The organism is Streptomyces sp. NPDC048434 (genome assembly GCF_043200375.1).
Taxonomy (GTDB): Bacteria; Actinomycetota; Actinomycetes; order Streptomycetales; family Streptomycetaceae; genus Streptomyces.
Genome location: NZ_JBICXQ010000023.1, coordinates 149,617 through 164,817, shown reverse-complemented (window position 1 = coordinate 164,817; position 15,201 = coordinate 149,617). Strand labels below are relative to the sequence as shown.

Here is a 15,201-nt window from a genome sequence, read left to right as displayed (position 1 = left end):
CCGGGCCGCCCGGGGGGGGGCGGGCGCGGCGGGGGGGGCCCCCCCCCGGCCGCCCCCGGGGGGGGGGGGGGGCGGCGCGGGCGCCGCCCCCCCCCCCGCCCCGCCCCCCGCCCCCCGCGCCCCCGCCCCCCCCCCCCCCCCCCCCCCCCCCCCCGGCGCGCCCCCCCCCCCCCCCCCCCCCCCCCCCCCCCTCCGCTGTCCACGGACGGCCCGGGTGGGCCGTCTACCGTCTGACGTCAGCCGCTACGGCCGGTCGAGATGGTCAGCTCGATGGTTGAGTCCTTGCTCGGGTACCACCAGCTGATGGCGGCCGGAGTCTGGTTGGTGACGGTGTTCTTGCCCCAGATCGAGCTGTCTTCCTGCCCGACGATCTTGTACTTCCACCCGGCGGCCTCGATGCACTTCTTCACCGAGTCCAGATTCTTGAAGCGGAACGACGGGATGAGGATCTTGCCCTTGTCGCTGTAGCTCTTGGTCGGGTGGGTGCAGTCGGACGCCAGGATCGTCGCCGTCTTGTCCTCGGGCCGGACGCTCTCGGTGGGGGACGCCGACGCGGTGTCGGAGTACCCCGACGTCGGGGTGATGTCACCGCCCGTGTCATCGCTGGAGCCGGCGCTCAGGCCGATGCCGATCGCGATCGCGGTGACCACGATCACGCCGACTATGGCCGAGACGACGATCACCGCGGTGTTGTTCTTCCGCGGGCGGGGGCCAACGGCCGGCTGCATCGAGGCCGTCACGGGCGGCGGCGGGTTGTACGCCGGCGGGGGCTGGTAGCCACCCGAGTTGAAGGGGGCGGGCCCCGGGATGGGACCGGGCGTGGGCGTCGGGTAGGCGTTGTTCGGCGGCGGGGGCGTCGAAGGGCCGAATCCGGCGGCCTGGGTCGGCTGATACGGCTGCTGCACGCTCTGCGGAGGCGGGGTCTGCAGGTTGCCGGAAGCGGTGGGGAACACCGCGGAGGACACCGACGAGCCGCTGGTGCGCGCCCGCGGGCCCTCGCCGATGATCAGGGGCGTCGCCCCGGACTGCCCGGATCCGACGACCCGCAGGCACTCGTCCCGCATCGCCTCGGAGGTGGGGAACCGCTCGTTGGGATTCTTCTTCAGCGCACGGGCCACCAGTGCGTCCACGGCCGGCGGCAGCGAGCTGTTGATGCTCGACGGGACCGGGGGCTCTTCCTGGACGTGGGCGTAGGCGATGGCGAGCGGGGAGTCCGCGTCGAACGGCAACTGACCGGTCAGCAGCTCGAAGAGCATGATGCCGACGGAGTAGAGGTCGGAGCGGGCGTCCACACCGCGGCCGAGGGCCTGCTCGGGCGACAGATATTGCGGGGTGCCGACGACCATGCCGGTCTGCGTCATGGACGTCACGCCGGACTGCATGGCGCGGGCGATGCCGAAGTCCATGACCTTGACGACGCCACGCTTGTTCAGCATGACGTTCCCGGGCTTGATGTCCCGGTGGACCAGGCCCACTTCATGGCTGACCTCGAGCGCGGCCAGCACATCGGCCGTGATCTTCAAGGCTTTTTCCGTCGGCATCGCGCCATGTTGGGCGATGTCGTTGTCCAGATCGGAGCGCAGCGGCTGGCCCGCGACGTACTCCATGACGATGTACGGCACCATGCCGCCGTCGAGCTCGTCCTCGCCGGAGTCGTAGACCGAGACGATATTGGTGTGCGTGAGCTTCGCCACGGACTGGGCCTCGCGCCGGAAGCGCTCACGGAAGGCCTGCTCGCGGCCGAGCTCGGTATGCAGGGTTTTGATCGCGACCTCGCGGTCCAGGACGCTGTCGTAAGCGAGGTGCACGGAGGCCATGCCACCGGCACCAAGAAGATCACGAAGCTGGTAACGTCCGCCGCCGACCGAACGGCCCTCGAATTGGCCCTGAGTGCCGTCCTGGCTCATCGTTCCGCTTCCCCCTAGCGCACTGCCCGTACGTATAACGATCAAATTCTGGAATTCCGCAGCCAAGTCTGCCCCAGGCCTCGGACACGTCAAGCTGTGTGCCCGTTCCGTGACCAGATGTGCAAGATCCCGTCACGGCCATGAGGCTTTTGCATGCCTCATTACCCCTGGTGAACTTGCGGCATTTGGCTTCCGGCAGGTTTGATGGCCGGTCCACGACGGACCGGCGGATGCCGCGGAGCCTGTAGCGTGCTCTAGCGAAGACCGATGACCTTACCGCTCTCATGCGGATCGATTCGACGGCGAGGACCGATGGCACCGACGCAGAGCCCCCAGGGCCCGTCCGATCCTGACGCCACCGGCTCCAATATCCCCGACGCACCGGAGATGTGGGGCAACGGTGGGCTGGTCGGCGATGGCCGCTACCGGCTCACGCGACGGCTCGGCCGCGGCGGCATGGCGGAGGTGTTCGCGGCCGAGGACGTACGTCTGGGCCGGACCGTCGCCGTGAAGCTGCTGCGCGCCGACCTCGCCGAGGACCCGGTGTCCAAGGCCCGCTTCACGCGTGAGGCACAGTCCGTGGCCGGGCTGAACCACCACGCTGTGGTAGCGGTCTACGACTCCGGCGAGGACCTGGTCGGCGGCAACACCGTGCCGTACATCGTGATGGAGCTGGTCGAGGGCCACACCATCCGCGATCTGCTGCTCAACGCCGACGCCCCGCCGGCGGACCAGGCGCTGATCATCGTCTCCGGTGTGCTGGAGGCGCTGGCCTACAGCCACCAGCACGGCATCGTGCACCGTGACATCAAGCCCGCGAACGTGATCATCACGAACAGTGGCGCCGTCAAGGTCATGGACTTCGGTATCGCCCGTGCGCTGCACGGCGCCGCGTCCACCATGACCCAGACCGGCATGGTCATGGGCACCCCCCAGTACCTCTCCCCGGAGCAGGCGCTCGGCAAGACCGTCGACACCCGCTCCGACCTCTACGCCACCGGCTGTCTGCTCTACGAACTCCTCACGCTGCGGCCGCCGTTCACCGGCGAGACCCCGCTGTCGGTCGTCTACCAGCACGTTCAGGACATGCCGGTGGCGCCGTCCGAGGTCGCCGACGCGGTGCCGCCGGAGCTGGACGGTCTGGTCATGCGGTCGCTGGCGAAGGACCCCGACGACCGGTTCCAGTCCGCCGAGGAGATGCGCGGCCTGGTCCAGTACTCGCTGCAGATGCTGCATGAGCAGGGTGGCCACACCGGCACCTGGAGCACCGGCCCGGTCGCGGTGCACGAGGGCGGTCACCCCTCGTCCATGGGTGCCGCGGCCACCACCGCGCTGCCGCACGCCGACTCCGGGCGCACCACGGCGCAGCCGATTCTGCGGTCCGGTATGCGGGACGACGACGGCGGCTTCGACGGCGGTCCCCGGCCGTCCAAGGGCGGCCGCGGCAAGATCTGGCTGATCGCGGCGCTCGCGGTGATCGCCGTCGCCATGGGTGTGGCCTTCGCGCTGCAGAACACCGGTGGCCAGGGCAAGAAGCACGAAACCCCCACGTCGCAGTCGCCGAAGCCGACGAAGGACGACAAGGCGAGCGAGCCGCCGTCGGAGGAGCCGAGCACCCCGGAGACCGACCCGGGCAGCACGGGCGGTGACGGCAGCACGTACAGCGAGCCGCCGACCGAGCAGCCCAGCACGCCGGAGACCTCGGAGCCGCCCACCTCGGAGCCGCCGACGTCCGAGCCGCCGACGTCCGAGCCGCCCACCGACACCGGCGGGACGTCCGACGGCGGTCCCACGGACGGGGGCACCGCTGACGGAGGTGCCGCGGACGGTGGCGCCGCCGACGGCGGAACGACCGCCGGTGCGGACGGCGGGGCCACCGCCGGCAACGGCGCGGACGGCGGCACCACGCTTGGTGCGGGCGGCTGACCGGAGCCCGGCCCCGGTTCAGCGGGTGAACGCGTTCCGTACGGCCCGGTATTCACGGGTCCACCACACGGCCAGTGCGGCCGCCGCCGGGAACTGCGGATCGGTGCGGCGGTCGCCCAGCTGGTAGCGCCAGGTGAGCATCCAGAAGTCGTTCAGCCGCTCCCACCACACCCGGTGGACGGCCGCCGCGAGCTCATCGGCGCCGGCTCCGCAGGTGCTGCGGTAGGCGCGCGCGTACGCCGCCACCTTCGCCAGGTCCAGCGTGCCGCAGGGGCGGACGAAGAAGATCGCGGCGGCGCGCACCGCCTCCTCGGCGCGCGGCTGGACGCCCAGCCGGTCCCAGTCGACGATCGCGGTCGGTTCCGCGTCGCGGTAGAGCACATTCAGCGGGTGGAAGTCACCGTGCACCCAGCCCGCAGGGGGTTCCGCGCCGGGGGCCGGACGGTGGTGCGCCATCTGCGCCAGCAGGGCCCGGCGCTCCAGCAGACGGTGTTCGGCGAGTTCGTCGAAGCTGGTGCGCGGCCGGGCGCCGCGGGCCAGGGCCAGCAGCTCGTCGATCATCTCGAAGGTCCGCTCGGGATCGGCGCCGGCGTCCGCGCAGGGTGGCCGGGGCGGATGCGGCTCGTCGGCCATGACCTGCTCCAGCGAGGTGTGGACGAGCCCGAGCAGGGCGCCGAGCTGCCAGGACTGGCCACGGGTCAGCGCGGCGCCGCCCAGGTGCAGGCCTTCGACCCAGGGGTGCAGGGCGTAGCAGCGGCCGTCGAGGACGGTGACGGTCCGGCCGTCCGCGTCGGCGACGGGCGGGGCGACCGGCAGGCCGAGCGCGGCGAGCCGGCGGGTGGCGCGGTGCTGGCGGGTGAGGGCGGCGCGGTCGCCGTCGAGATGGTGTTTGAGGAAGTAGCGGCCGCGGGTGGTGGCGAGGAAGTAGCCGTGGTTGAGCAGGCCCTCGGCGACGGGTTCGCAGGACAGCGGCGCGCCGGCGCCGGTGTAGTGGCGGAGCAGGGATCCGAGGGTGTCTCTGTCGGGCGTTGCCGCCGTCCGGACTACAGATGAGCGCAGCACGCGCCAGATGTTAGATCAACTGCGCCTGTCGGAGTGGGTGTGCCGGAAAGCCTTACACAGGGTGTGCATAACGGAAGGCCGGCACATCGGTGAGGCAGTGCAGGGTCACGAATTCCGGTTCGATGCGCAGGAAGACCGGGTCGAAGGGGGCGCCGTCGGCCAGCAGGGGGGTACGGCCGAAGAGCTCGCGCTCGGCGGGGGTGGGCTCGATGACCCGGGCCGTGCCGGTGAACTGCACCGACCATGTGTCGCACTCACCGCTGTTGACGTTGTCGGCCTCGTAGGCGACCACGCTGCCGTCCAGGGCCTGGTGGTAGCCGTAGCCGCGGTGCAGCCGCAGGACCAGTCGCCCGTCCAGCACGAGATGGCGGGTGACGGTGGTGAAGGGCAGCGCCCGCCGGCTGGCCGAGACGCGCCCGTAGGGCGTGTGGTTCAGCAGCTCGATGGCACGGTATTCGTCGGTGGACATGTCACCACCTTGCGGGGCGGGTCCGGTCGGCAAGTAGGGGCCGGCAGCCCCGAGGAGCCGGGCCGATGGTCCTGAATCGCCATGAGCCGGGCACGGCGTTGCCGCCTCCTGCTTGCCGACCTGCTGTTTCAGTGCCGTTCCGCCTGCATCCGCGCGACATACGCGGCGGCCTGGGAGCGGCGCTCCATGCCGAGCTTGGACAGCAGGCTGGAGACATAATTCTTGATCGTTTTCTCGGCGAGATGGAGCCGTTCGCCGATGGCGCGATTGGTCAGCCCCTCGCCGATCAGATCGAGAATCCTGCGCTCCTGGTCGGTGAGGCTCGCCAGCCGGTCGTCGCCCTTCGCGGCGTTGCCGTCGCGCAGCCGCTCCAGCACCCGGGCGGTGGCCACGGGGTCGAGCAGAGACTTCCCGGCCGCCACCTCGCGTACCGCGGAGAGCAGTTCATTGCCCCGAATGGCCTTGAGGACATAACCGGCCGCACCGGCCATGATCGCATCGAAAAGGGCCTCGTCGTCCGCGAACGAGGTGAGCATCAGGCATTTGATGTCCTCGTTCTGCGAACGGATCTCGCGGCAGACCTCGACACCACTCCCGTCCGGCAGCCGGACATCGAGCACCGCGACGTCCGGACGGGTCGCCGGGATCCTGACCAGGGCATCTGCGGCGGTACCGGCTTCGCCGACCACCTCGATGTCGTCCTCGACCGACAGCATTTCGTGAACGCCACGCCGGACAACTTCGTGGTCATCGAGCAGGAATACCGTGATTTTTCCGTCTTCGCGCACCACACCAGTCTCACACATCAACCCTTCCCGTGCTCCAGGTCACCGATATAACGTGCCGTTGTCCCGGCGGCCTGCAACGCTGTGACCAGGAGTTGTTCCAAGCCTTCGCGGTTTACTTGGAAATCCAAGCAAAATCGCAGGTCAGCGCCGTTTCCACTTCGGCTTTGACAATGGGTAACGTGCAATGAGCAGGCCACCTTCCGGGAGCTTTGTTCCACCCGGATCCGGCCGCGTTCGCACACACCCCGTGCGCCGTATCGGATACCGGGTGAGCCGCAATACGGCCACCGGCGGACCCCGGGGGCCGGACAGACGGAGGAGCAGCACGTGACCGTGGAAGGCACTGCGCAGCGGAAAAACGCCCGCGGCAGCAGCAAGCGCACCACCGCCAAAAAGGCGACGTCGGCGAAGCAGGCGTCCCCGGCCAAGACCCGGAACTCCGGTCGGCCCGAGCAGGCGGAGCAGGACCAGCTCGTACAGCTGCTGACCCCCGAAGGGAAGCGGGTCGAGCATCCGGACTACTCGATCGATCTCTCCGCCGACGAGCTGCGCGGTCTCTACCGCGACATGGTGCTGACGCGGAAGTTCGACGCCGAGGCGACCACCCTCCAGCGCCAGGGCGAATTGGGTCTGTGGGCCTCGCTGCTGGGCCAGGAGGCCGCCCAGATCGGCTCCGGCCGCGCGCTGCGCGACGACGACTATGTCTTCCCGACCTACCGCGAGCACGGTGTGGCGTGGTGTCGTGGCGTCGACCCGACGAACCTGCTGGGCATGTTCCGCGGTGTCAATCACGGCGGCTGGGACCCCAACAGCAACAACTTCCACCTGTACACCATCGTCATCGGTTCGCAGACGCTGCATGCGACCGGCTATGCGATGGGAGTGCAGAAGGACGGCACGGATTCCGCGGTCATCGCCTATTTCGGTGACGGCGCCTCCAGCCAGGGAGATGTCGCGGAATCCTTCACCTTCTCCGCGGTCTACAACGCCCCGGTCGTGTTCTTCTGCCAGAACAACCAATGGGCGATTTCCGAACCCACCGAGAAGCAGACCCGGGTGCCGCTCTACCAGCGCGCCCGCGGTTACGGATTCCCCGGTGTACGGGTCGACGGCAATGACGTACTGGCCTGTCTTGCGGTGACCAAGGTGGCGCTGGAGCGGGCGCGCACCGGCCAGGGCCCGATGCTCATCGAGGCGTTCACCTACCGCATGGGTGCGCACACCACCTCCGACGACCCGACGAAGTACCGGGCGGACGAGGAGCGGGCGGCCTGGGAGGCCAAGGACCCGATCCTGCGGCTGCGGACGTATCTGGAGGCCGAGGGCCTCGTCGACGAGGCGTATCTCGCCTCGATCGACGAGGAGAGCGAGGCCCTGGGCAAGCGGGTCCGCGATGCCGTTCGTGCCATGCCCGACCCGGACACCATGGCGATCTTCGAGAATGTCTATGCCGACGGGCATGCGCTCGTCGATGAGGAGCGCGCGCAGTTCGCCGCGTACCAGGCGTCGTTCGCCGACGCCGATGCCGCCGCGGAGGGGAACTGACCATGGCCGTCTTCGAGAAGATCACCATCGCCAAGGCGATCAACGAATCGCTGCGTGCCTCCATGGAGGCCGACCCCAAGGTCCTCGTCATGGGCGAGGACGTCGGCAAGCTCGGCGGCGTGTTCCGGGTCACCGACGGTCTGCAGAAGGACTTCGGCGAGGAGCGGGTGATCGATACCCCGCTCGCCGAGTCCGGCATCGTCGGCACCGCGATCGGCATGGCGCTGCGCGGCTACCGCCCGGTCGTCGAGATCCAGTTCGACGGTTTCGTCTTCCCCGCCTACGACCAGATCGTCACCCAGCTCGCGAAGATGCACGCCCGCGCGCTGGGCAAGGTCAAGGTGCCGGTCGTCATCCGCATCCCGTACGCGGGTGGCATCGGCGCGGTCGAGCACCACTCCGAGTCCCCCGAGGCGCTGTTCGCGCATGTCGCGGGGCTCAAGATCGTCACCCCCTCGAACTCCTCCGACGCCTACTGGATGCTCCAGCAGGCCATCGCCGGTGACGACCCGGTCATCTACTTCGAGCCCAAGCGCCGCTACCACGACAAGTCGCGGCTGGACACCGAGTCGATCCCCGACCCCCTGCACAAGGCCCGGATCGCCCGGACCGGCTCCGACCTCACCCTGGCCGCCTACGGCCCGATGGTGAAGGTCTGCCAGGACGTCGCCAATGTCGCGGCCGAGGAGGGCAAGTCGATCGAGGTCGTCGATCTGCGCTCGCTCTCCCCGATCGACTTCGACACCGTGCAGTCGTCGGTGCAGAAGACCGGCCGGCTGGTCGTGGTCCACGAGGCCCCGGTCTTCTTCGGTGCGGGTGCGGAGATCGCCGCCCGGATCACCGAGCGGTGCTTCTACCACCTGGAGGCCCCGGTCCTGCGGGTCGGCGGGTTCCATTCCCCGTATCCGCCCTCCCGTCTGGAGGACGAGTACCTTCCGGGACTGGACCGGGTGCTCGACGCCGTCGACCGTGCGTTGGCGTACTGAGGGTTTGAGGAGAGTTCGTGACCATGACTGCTACCGCCAATGCCCAGCGCTTCCGCGAGTTCAAGATGCCCGACGTGGGCGAGGGGCTCACCGAGGCCGAGATCCTCAAGTGGTACGTCCAGCCGGGCGACACCGTCACCGACGGCCAGGTCGTCTGTGAGGTCGAGACCGCCAAGGCCGCCGTGGAACTGCCCATTCCCTACGACGGGGTGGTGCATGAGCTGAACTTCGGCGAGGGCATCACCGTCGACGTCGGCACCGTCATCATCTCCGTGGACACCGACCCCGGAGCCGGGCCCGCCGCGGCGCCGGCGGCTCAGCAGGCGCCGCAGGAGGCCGCCGCGTCCGGCGAGGAGGAGGCCGAGCCGCAGGGCCGGCAGGCGGTGCTGGTCGGCTACGGCGCCGCGCCGTCCTCGACCAAGCGCCGGGCGCGCAAGCCCCAGGCGGCGGTGCCGGCCCAGCCGGAGCCCGCGAGCGCCGCGCTCCAGGCGGAGTTGAACGGGCGGGCCGCCCCGGCACCGGCCGCCGCCCCGGTGATCACTCCCGCCGCCTCCGTGACTGCGGTCGCGAACGGCACAGGCGGGCACGCCGGCCGGCCGCTGGCCAAGCCGCCGGTGCGCAAGCTCGCCAAGGACCTCGGTATCGACCTGGCGGCGATCGCCCCGACCGGGCCGGACGGCATCATCACCCGCGAGGACGTCCATGCGGCCGCCGCCCCGGCAGCGGCGCCGTCCCCGGCCGCCCCGACCGAGGCCGCCGCGCCGGTCTCCGCCGCCGCGGCTGCCCCGGCCGAGCCCGGCCTCGCCGATGCCGCCGCCCGCGAGCATCGGGTGCCGGTCAAGGGCGTACGCAAGGCCACCGCGCAGGCGATGGTCGCCAGCGCCTTCACCGCGCCGCATGTCACGGAGTTCATCACCGTCGATGTGACCCGCACGATGAAGCTGGTCCAGGAGCTCAAGCAGGACCCGGACATGGCGGGGCTGCGGGTCAACCCGCTGCTGCTCGTCGCCAAGGCCTTCCTGGTCGCCATCAAGCGCCACCCGGAGGTCAATGCGTCCTGGGACGAGGCGCGTCAGGAGATCGTCTACAAGGACTACGTCAACCTCGGGATCGCGGCGGCCACCCCGCGCGGGCTGATCGTCCCGAACATCAAGGACGCCGGGGTCAAGACACTCCCCCGACTCGCGTCGGAGCTGGGCGATCTCGTCGCCACCGCCCGTGAGGGCAAGACGTCCCCGGCGGCGATGACCGGTGGCACGGTCACCATCACCAACGTCGGCGTCTTCGGCGTCGACACCGGTACGCCGATCCTCAACCCGGGGGAGTCGGCGATCCTCGCCTTCGGTGCGGTCAAGCTCCAGCCGTGGGTCCACAAGGGCAAGGTGAAGGCGCGCCAGGTCACCACCCTCGCGCTCTCCTTCGACCACCGGCTCATCGACGGCGAGCTGGGCTCCAAGCTGCTCGCGGATGTCGCGGCCGTGCTGGAACGGCCCAAGCGTCTGATCACCTGGGGATGAGCCAGGATGCGGGGCCGGGCGGTTCGGAGCGGTGTTTCACGTGAAACCCGGCCTCGGGACCGGCCCGGCCCCGTTGACGAGCATCCGCTCGCCCTCCCCGCGCCCCCGCTCCGCCCGTACGTCAGCGCATACGCCGGATACCGGCAGGCCGGGGTCCCACCGGGCCGGCACCGTGGGCTTCCCTCGCCGCGGCTGACCCTGATCTTCACCCTCGATGAGCCGCTCACGCTGGCCGGCCACCCCGACCCCGGGCAGGCCCCCGGCAGCTACGGCACCCTCCTCGGCGGGCTGCACACCCGCCCCGCACTGATCACCCACCAGGGCTGCCAGTCCGGCATCCAGGTCGGCCTGCATCCGCTGGGTGCCCGCACCCTGTTGGGGCTGCCCGCAGGAGAACTGGCAAGCATCGACCTTCCCGCGGACGCGGTGCTCGGACGGCAGGGCGCGGACCTCGGTGAACGGCTGCGGACGGCGCGCAGCTGGCCGGAGCGGTTCGCGCTGCTGGACGCCTATCTGCTGGGTCGCCTTTCCCCGGGACCGAGCGGCTCCGTTCCGGCGCCCGAGGTCGTCCGCGCCTGGCGGTTGCTGGCACAGTCGCGGGGCACCGCAACGGTGGCGACACTCGCCGACGACATCGGCTGGAGCACCCGCCATCTGACCGCGCGCTTCCGGGAGGAAACCGGCCTGACGCCCAAGACCGCCGCCCGCGTCATCCGCTTCGACCGGGCACGCCGGCTACTCGGCGCAGCGGCCCGCACGGGCACCCCGTCGCTGCTGGCCGATCTGGCCGTGCGCTGCGGCTACTTCGACCAGGCCCATCTCGCCCGGGAGTTCCGCTCGCTGGCCGGCTGCCCGCCCAGCACATGGCTCGCCGAGGAGTTCCGAAACGTCCAAGCCCCCGGGGACGCCGTCGAGGAATGCTGAGGTCAGCGGCCCGCCAGGGGGCGCATACCCGATCCAGGAGGTCCAGCGATCATGTCCGACACCACGCCCGCACCCCAGGTATGGCCGACCCTGCGGGCCCACGACGCCCGTGCACTGATCCGGTTCCTGGTCGATGCCTTCGGCTTCGAGGAGACCGTGGTCTACGGGGAGGGCGAGCGCGTCGAGCACGCCCAGCTCTCCTGGCCGGAAGGCGGCGGCATCATGCTCGGCTCCGTCAAGGACGCGGACGAGGACCGCTGGCCGCTGCGGCCGGGGTCGTTCGGCGGCTACGTGGTGACCGATCACCCCGACGAGCTGTGTGCCCGGGCCCGGGCGGCGGGCGCGGAGATCACCGATGAGCTGACCGACACCGAGTACGGATCGCGGGGCTTCGGCGTCCGCGATCCCGAGGGCAACCGCTGGTCGTTCGGTACCTACCGCGGCGAGCCGAGGAAGGCGTAGCGGGCGTCGGCGCACCGCAGCCGGTCAGCCGCGGATGAGCTCCACCGCGCGGCTGAAGTGTGCCACCGGCCCGACCGGGCCGGACTCGTCGGGGTGCGCGGCGCCGCGGGTCAGTGCGACGCCCGCCCACAGGCCGGCGACGATCAATGCCAGCACGACGGTGTTCCGCGTACGGCGGCCGGCGTTCGTCCTGGGCTGCATGGTCAACTCCCCTTGGGTATGGGAGCCTCCCCGACTCCCTGCCTCCATTCACCCACGGGATCCGCGCCGATTCGTACGCGGCAGGTATGGACTCTTGTCAGACTTGAGGCGGACCTGACGTCACCCCGTGGTCCCCCTTCGACGGAGTCCGGGCCCGTTGCGGGAAAGGGTTTGCCGCGGTCGGCCGTGCTGCCTACGGTCGGCGAAATGAGCAGCGAAACGATCATCCGGCGCCCCCGTGCCTCCGACCAGGACGTGGTGACCGATCTGTGGTCCCGGGCCGTGCAGCGCGCGCACCCGTTCACCGAAGGGGAGGGCCAGGACGAACGGGCCCGGATCCTCCGTGAGGTGTACCTCGTACGGGCGGAGAACTGGGTCGCCGAGCGCGAAGGCATCGTCGCCGGGCTGCTCGGACTGCTGCCCGGCGGGTCCGGGGACGGCAGCGGGGGTCCCGCCGAGGTCGGCCGGCTGTTCGTGGCGCCGGAAGCCCAAGGGCGCGGCGTCGGGCGGGAGTTGCTGGAGCATGCGGCGGCGCTGCACGGGGCGCTGGCCCTGGAGGTCTTTGAGGGGAACGGCGCGGCCCGCGGCTTCTTGGCGCACCTGGGCTTCACGGAGCGGGGGCGGCGGACGGACGAGGAGACCGGCCATCCGCTGATCGCCCTGGAGCGTGCCGCGCCGCTGAAGTCGGTGAGCTGGCTGCATCTGCGCGACGGGCGGCTGCTGAGCGTGCGGACGCGGGGGAATGACACGTTCTATCTCCCGGGCGGCAAGTATGAGCCAGGGGAGACCGCACGGGAGGCGCTGTCGCGTGAGCTCCGCGAGGAGCTCGGCCTGGTGGTGCCGGCTGAGGACCTGACGGAGGCGTTTGTCATCCATGACGTCGCCCATGGCAAGAACGGCCGCCGGCTGCATATGACCTGCTTCACCGGTGGGCCCCAGGACATCGCGCCGGCCCCCGGCCGGGAGATCGCCGAGTTCGCCTGGTTCGACCGCCGGGAGGCACGTGAGCGCTGTGCACCCGCCCATGCGCAGGTCGTGAAGCGGTTGGTCGCCCAGGGGCGGATGCCGGGCTGACGGCATGACCGGGCGGCGGTCGGGCCGGGGATCCGCCCGCCGCCCGGCTGCCGCCCGGCTGCCGTCCCGTCGTGACGACAGCTCTGATAGCGCCCCTACCAGGACAAATACCCTCCCTGCCGTCCGCATCGCGGAATGAAGCGCGGAACGCATACCTGTTGTATCTATCCTGTGCGCATGCCCACCGCCGCCACGCCCACCGCGCCTGTCAGAGAGCCCACCGCCAAGCAACCGCCCGCTGCCGAACGGGTCTATGCGCACATCAAGGACGCCGTCCTGGACCGCCGCTACGAGGGCGGGATGCTGCTCACCGAGGGCGAGCTGGCCGACGCCGTGGGGGTCTCCCGGACGCCGGTGCGTGAGGCGCTGCTGCGGCTGGAGGTCGAGGGGCTGATCAAGCTCTACCCGAAGAAGGGCGCGCTGGTGCTGCCGGTCTCCGCGCAGGAGATCGCCGATGTCGTCGAGACCCGGCTGCTGGTGGAGAAGCATGCCGCCGCCAAGGCCGTGCCCGTGAGCGAGGCGCTGATCGGCGAGCTGACCGAGCTGCTGGAGACGATGCGGGAGCAGGCCGCATCCGGTGATCTGGCTGCTGTCTCCGTCACCGACCGCGCCTTCCACGCCGCCATTGTGCGCAGCGCCGGCAATCAGATCCTGGACCGGCTCTACGAGCAGCTGCGCGACCGCCAGCTGCGCATGGGGGTTGCGGTGATGCATGCCCACCCGGACCGGATCGCCAAGAACATCACCGAGCACGCGGAGATCCTCGAGGCCCTGCGGGCAGGGGATGCGGACGCTGCGACCGACGCCGTGCAGCGGCACGTCAGCTGGGTCCGTAACCTCGCGCAGGGGGACGTGCGATGAGCGGTGGTACCGAAAGGGCCGACAGCTCCAGCAGCTCCGGCATAGGCGGCGGCTCCGCCCGGCTGCTGCCCGCCGACCCGCCGGGCGGCCGTAAGGCAATGGCCGTCTGGGGCATCGGCGTTGCGGTCTACTTCGTCGCGATCACCTACCGCACCAGCCTCGGTGTGGCAGGCCTAGACGCCGCCGAGCGCTTCCACATCAACGCCTCGGCGCTGTCGACGTTCTCCATCCTTCAGCTGTTGGTGTACGCGGGGATGCAGATCCCCGTCGGCCTGATGGTCGACCGGCTCGGCGCCAAGAAGGTGCTGACCCTCGGCGTGGTGCTCTATACCGTCGGCCAGTTCGGCTTTGCGCTCTCCTCGTCGTACGCGATGGCGCTCGGCTCGCGTGCGCTGCTCGGCTGTGGGGATGCGATGACCTTCATCAGCGTGCTGCGGCTGGGCTCCCGGTGGTTCCCGGCCCGCCGTGGCCCGTTCATCGCGCAGATCGCCGCGCTCGTGGGCATGGCGGGGAATCTGATCTCCACGCTCGTCCTCGCCCGTTTCCTGCACACCTTCGGCTGGACCCCGACCTTCGCCTCCAGCGCCGTCGGCGGCATCGTCGTGCTGATCGTGCTGCTGCTCTTCCTCACAGATCACCCCAAGGGCTTCGAGCCGCCGCCCCCCTCCGCCGAGCACACCGGCGCCGGGTTCGTGCGCCGGCAGATCGTGGACGCCTGGCGTGAGCCCGGTACCCGGCTGGGGATGTGGGTGCACTTCACCACCCAGTTCCCCGCGATGGTGTTCCTGCTGCTCTGGGGCCTGCCGTTCCTCGTCGAGTCGCAGGGTCTGTCGCGTGGCACCGCCGGTGAACTGCTCACCCTCGTGGTGCTCTCCAACATGGCGGTGGGCCTGATCTACGGCCAGATCATCGCCCGCCACCACGCGGCCCGCACGCCGCTGGCACTGAGCACCGTCGGCGCGACGGCTCTGATGTGGGCGATCGTCCTGTGCTGGCCGGCCGATCATGCGCCGATGGGGCTGCTGATCGTACTGTGTGCGGTGCTGGGTGCCTGCGGCCCCGCCTCGATGATCGGCTTCGACTTCGCGCGGCCCGCCAACCCGCCGGAGCGTCAGGGCACCGCCTCCGGCATCGTCAACATGGGCGGCTTCACGGCCTCGATGACGACGCTGCTCGCCATCGGCGTCCTGCTGGACGCGACCGGCGACAACTACCGGATCGCCTTCGCCTCGATCTTCGTTCTGGAGGCGACCGGCGTCTCGCAGATCCTGCGGCTGCGTCGGCGTGCGGCACGGCGCGAGCGCGAACGGCTGGTGGTCAGCCGGGTCGAGGCGGTCCACGTTCCGGCGTGAGGCTCGCGGGCCGAGCGGTCGGCGGCCGGGTCCGTTTCACGTGGAACGGACAGGGCTGTTTCACGTGAAACGGCTCACTCCGGGGCCAACTCCTCGTGGGCCGGCCGGGCCGACGGTTCGGGCATCG

At 70.5% G+C, this 15,201-nt stretch carries 14 protein-coding genes; 9 read left to right on the top strand and 5 right to left on the bottom strand.

Annotated elements, in window-relative coordinates; translation table 11 throughout:
* Positions 1 to 236 precede the first annotated feature (236 nt).
* Positions 237 to 1,907, bottom strand: a complete 1,671-nt coding sequence (locus tag ACGFWI_RS26220; protein WP_393908470.1) for a protein kinase — start codon at positions 1,905 to 1,907, stop codon at positions 237 to 239.
* A 312-nt stretch (positions 1,908 to 2,219) separates the two neighbouring features.
* Here ACGFWI_RS26220 and ACGFWI_RS26215 point away from each other — a divergent pair, with 312 nt between their 5' ends.
* Positions 2,220 to 3,833: a protein kinase gene (locus ACGFWI_RS26215; protein WP_393908469.1), complete on the top strand. Its 1,614-nt coding sequence runs from the start codon at positions 2,220 to 2,222 to the stop codon at positions 3,831 to 3,833.
* An 18-nt stretch (positions 3,834 to 3,851) separates the two neighbouring features.
* Here ACGFWI_RS26215 and ACGFWI_RS26210 read toward each other — a convergent pair whose 3' ends face one another.
* The 3 genes from ACGFWI_RS26210 to ACGFWI_RS26200 all read right to left on the bottom strand — a co-directional run bounded on the left by ACGFWI_RS26210 (position 3,852) and on the right by ACGFWI_RS26200 (position 6,152).
* On the bottom strand, positions 3,852 to 4,895 hold the full coding sequence (locus ACGFWI_RS26210) for a phosphotransferase (RefSeq protein ID WP_393908468.1): 1,044 nt from the start codon (positions 4,893 to 4,895) through the stop codon (positions 3,852 to 3,854).
* 52 nt (positions 4,896 to 4,947) lie between these two features.
* Positions 4,948 to 5,364 carry a pyridoxamine 5'-phosphate oxidase family protein gene (locus ACGFWI_RS26205; RefSeq protein WP_393908467.1) on the bottom strand — a complete coding sequence of 139 codons (417 nt, stop codon included), beginning with the start codon at positions 5,362 to 5,364 and terminating at the stop codon, positions 4,948 to 4,950.
* Positions 5,365 to 5,492: 128 nt separating this feature from the next.
* Positions 5,493 to 6,152 (bottom strand): response regulator, encoded by a 660-nt coding sequence (locus ACGFWI_RS26200; protein WP_393908466.1) that lies wholly within the window; start codon positions 6,150 to 6,152, stop codon positions 5,493 to 5,495.
* A gap of 327 nt (positions 6,153 to 6,479) precedes the next feature.
* Between ACGFWI_RS26200 and pdhA the strand changes: the two genes are divergently transcribed.
* The 5 genes from pdhA to ACGFWI_RS26175 are packed head-to-tail and all read left to right on the top strand — an operon-like array spanning position 6,480 to position 11,586.
* Complete coding sequence (gene pdhA / locus ACGFWI_RS26195; protein WP_393908465.1) at positions 6,480 to 7,697, top strand: pyruvate dehydrogenase (acetyl-transferring) E1 component subunit alpha; 1,218 nt, start codon at positions 6,480 to 6,482, stop codon at positions 7,695 to 7,697.
* A 2-nt stretch (positions 7,698 to 7,699) separates the two neighbouring features.
* Positions 7,700 to 8,683 carry an alpha-ketoacid dehydrogenase subunit beta gene (locus ACGFWI_RS26190; protein ID WP_393908464.1) on the top strand — a complete coding sequence of 328 codons (984 nt, stop codon included), beginning with the start codon at positions 7,700 to 7,702 and terminating at the stop codon, positions 8,681 to 8,683.
* A gap of 23 nt (positions 8,684 to 8,706) precedes the next feature.
* Positions 8,707 to 10,200 carry a dihydrolipoamide acetyltransferase family protein gene (locus ACGFWI_RS26185; protein ID WP_393908480.1) on the top strand — a complete coding sequence of 498 codons (1,494 nt, stop codon included), beginning with the start codon at positions 8,707 to 8,709 and terminating at the stop codon, positions 10,198 to 10,200.
* 6 nt (positions 10,201 to 10,206) lie between these two features.
* A complete protein-coding gene (locus ACGFWI_RS26180; protein WP_393908463.1) occupies positions 10,207 to 11,124 on the top strand; it encodes a helix-turn-helix domain-containing protein in 918 nt (305 codons plus the stop codon).
* 51 nt (positions 11,125 to 11,175) lie between these two features.
* Positions 11,176 to 11,586: a VOC family protein gene (locus ACGFWI_RS26175; RefSeq protein ID WP_393908462.1), complete on the top strand. Its 411-nt coding sequence runs from the start codon at positions 11,176 to 11,178 to the stop codon at positions 11,584 to 11,586.
* 24 nt (positions 11,587 to 11,610) lie between these two features.
* On the opposite strand, the gene ACGFWI_RS26170 is transcribed toward ACGFWI_RS26175, so the two are convergent.
* A complete protein-coding gene (locus ACGFWI_RS26170; RefSeq protein ID WP_393908461.1) occupies positions 11,611 to 11,787 on the bottom strand; it encodes a hypothetical protein in 177 nt (58 codons plus the stop codon).
* A 207-nt stretch (positions 11,788 to 11,994) separates the two neighbouring features.
* Here ACGFWI_RS26170 and ACGFWI_RS26165 point away from each other — a divergent pair, with 207 nt between their 5' ends.
* The 3 genes from ACGFWI_RS26165 (at position 11,995) to ACGFWI_RS26155 (ending at position 15,074) form a co-directional block, all read left to right on the top strand.
* Positions 11,995 to 12,861: a GNAT family N-acetyltransferase gene (locus ACGFWI_RS26165; RefSeq protein WP_393908460.1), complete on the top strand. Its 867-nt coding sequence runs from the start codon at positions 11,995 to 11,997 to the stop codon at positions 12,859 to 12,861.
* Between the two features lie 177 nt (positions 12,862 to 13,038).
* Complete coding sequence (locus ACGFWI_RS26160) at positions 13,039 to 13,722, top strand: GntR family transcriptional regulator (protein ID WP_393908459.1); 684 nt, start codon at positions 13,039 to 13,041, stop codon at positions 13,720 to 13,722.
* Positions 13,723 to 13,820: 98 nt separating this feature from the next.
* Positions 13,821 to 15,074: a nitrate/nitrite transporter gene (locus ACGFWI_RS26155; RefSeq protein ID WP_393908479.1), complete on the top strand. Its 1,254-nt coding sequence runs from the start codon at positions 13,821 to 13,823 to the stop codon at positions 15,072 to 15,074.
* Positions 15,075 to 15,201 lie beyond the last annotated feature (127 nt).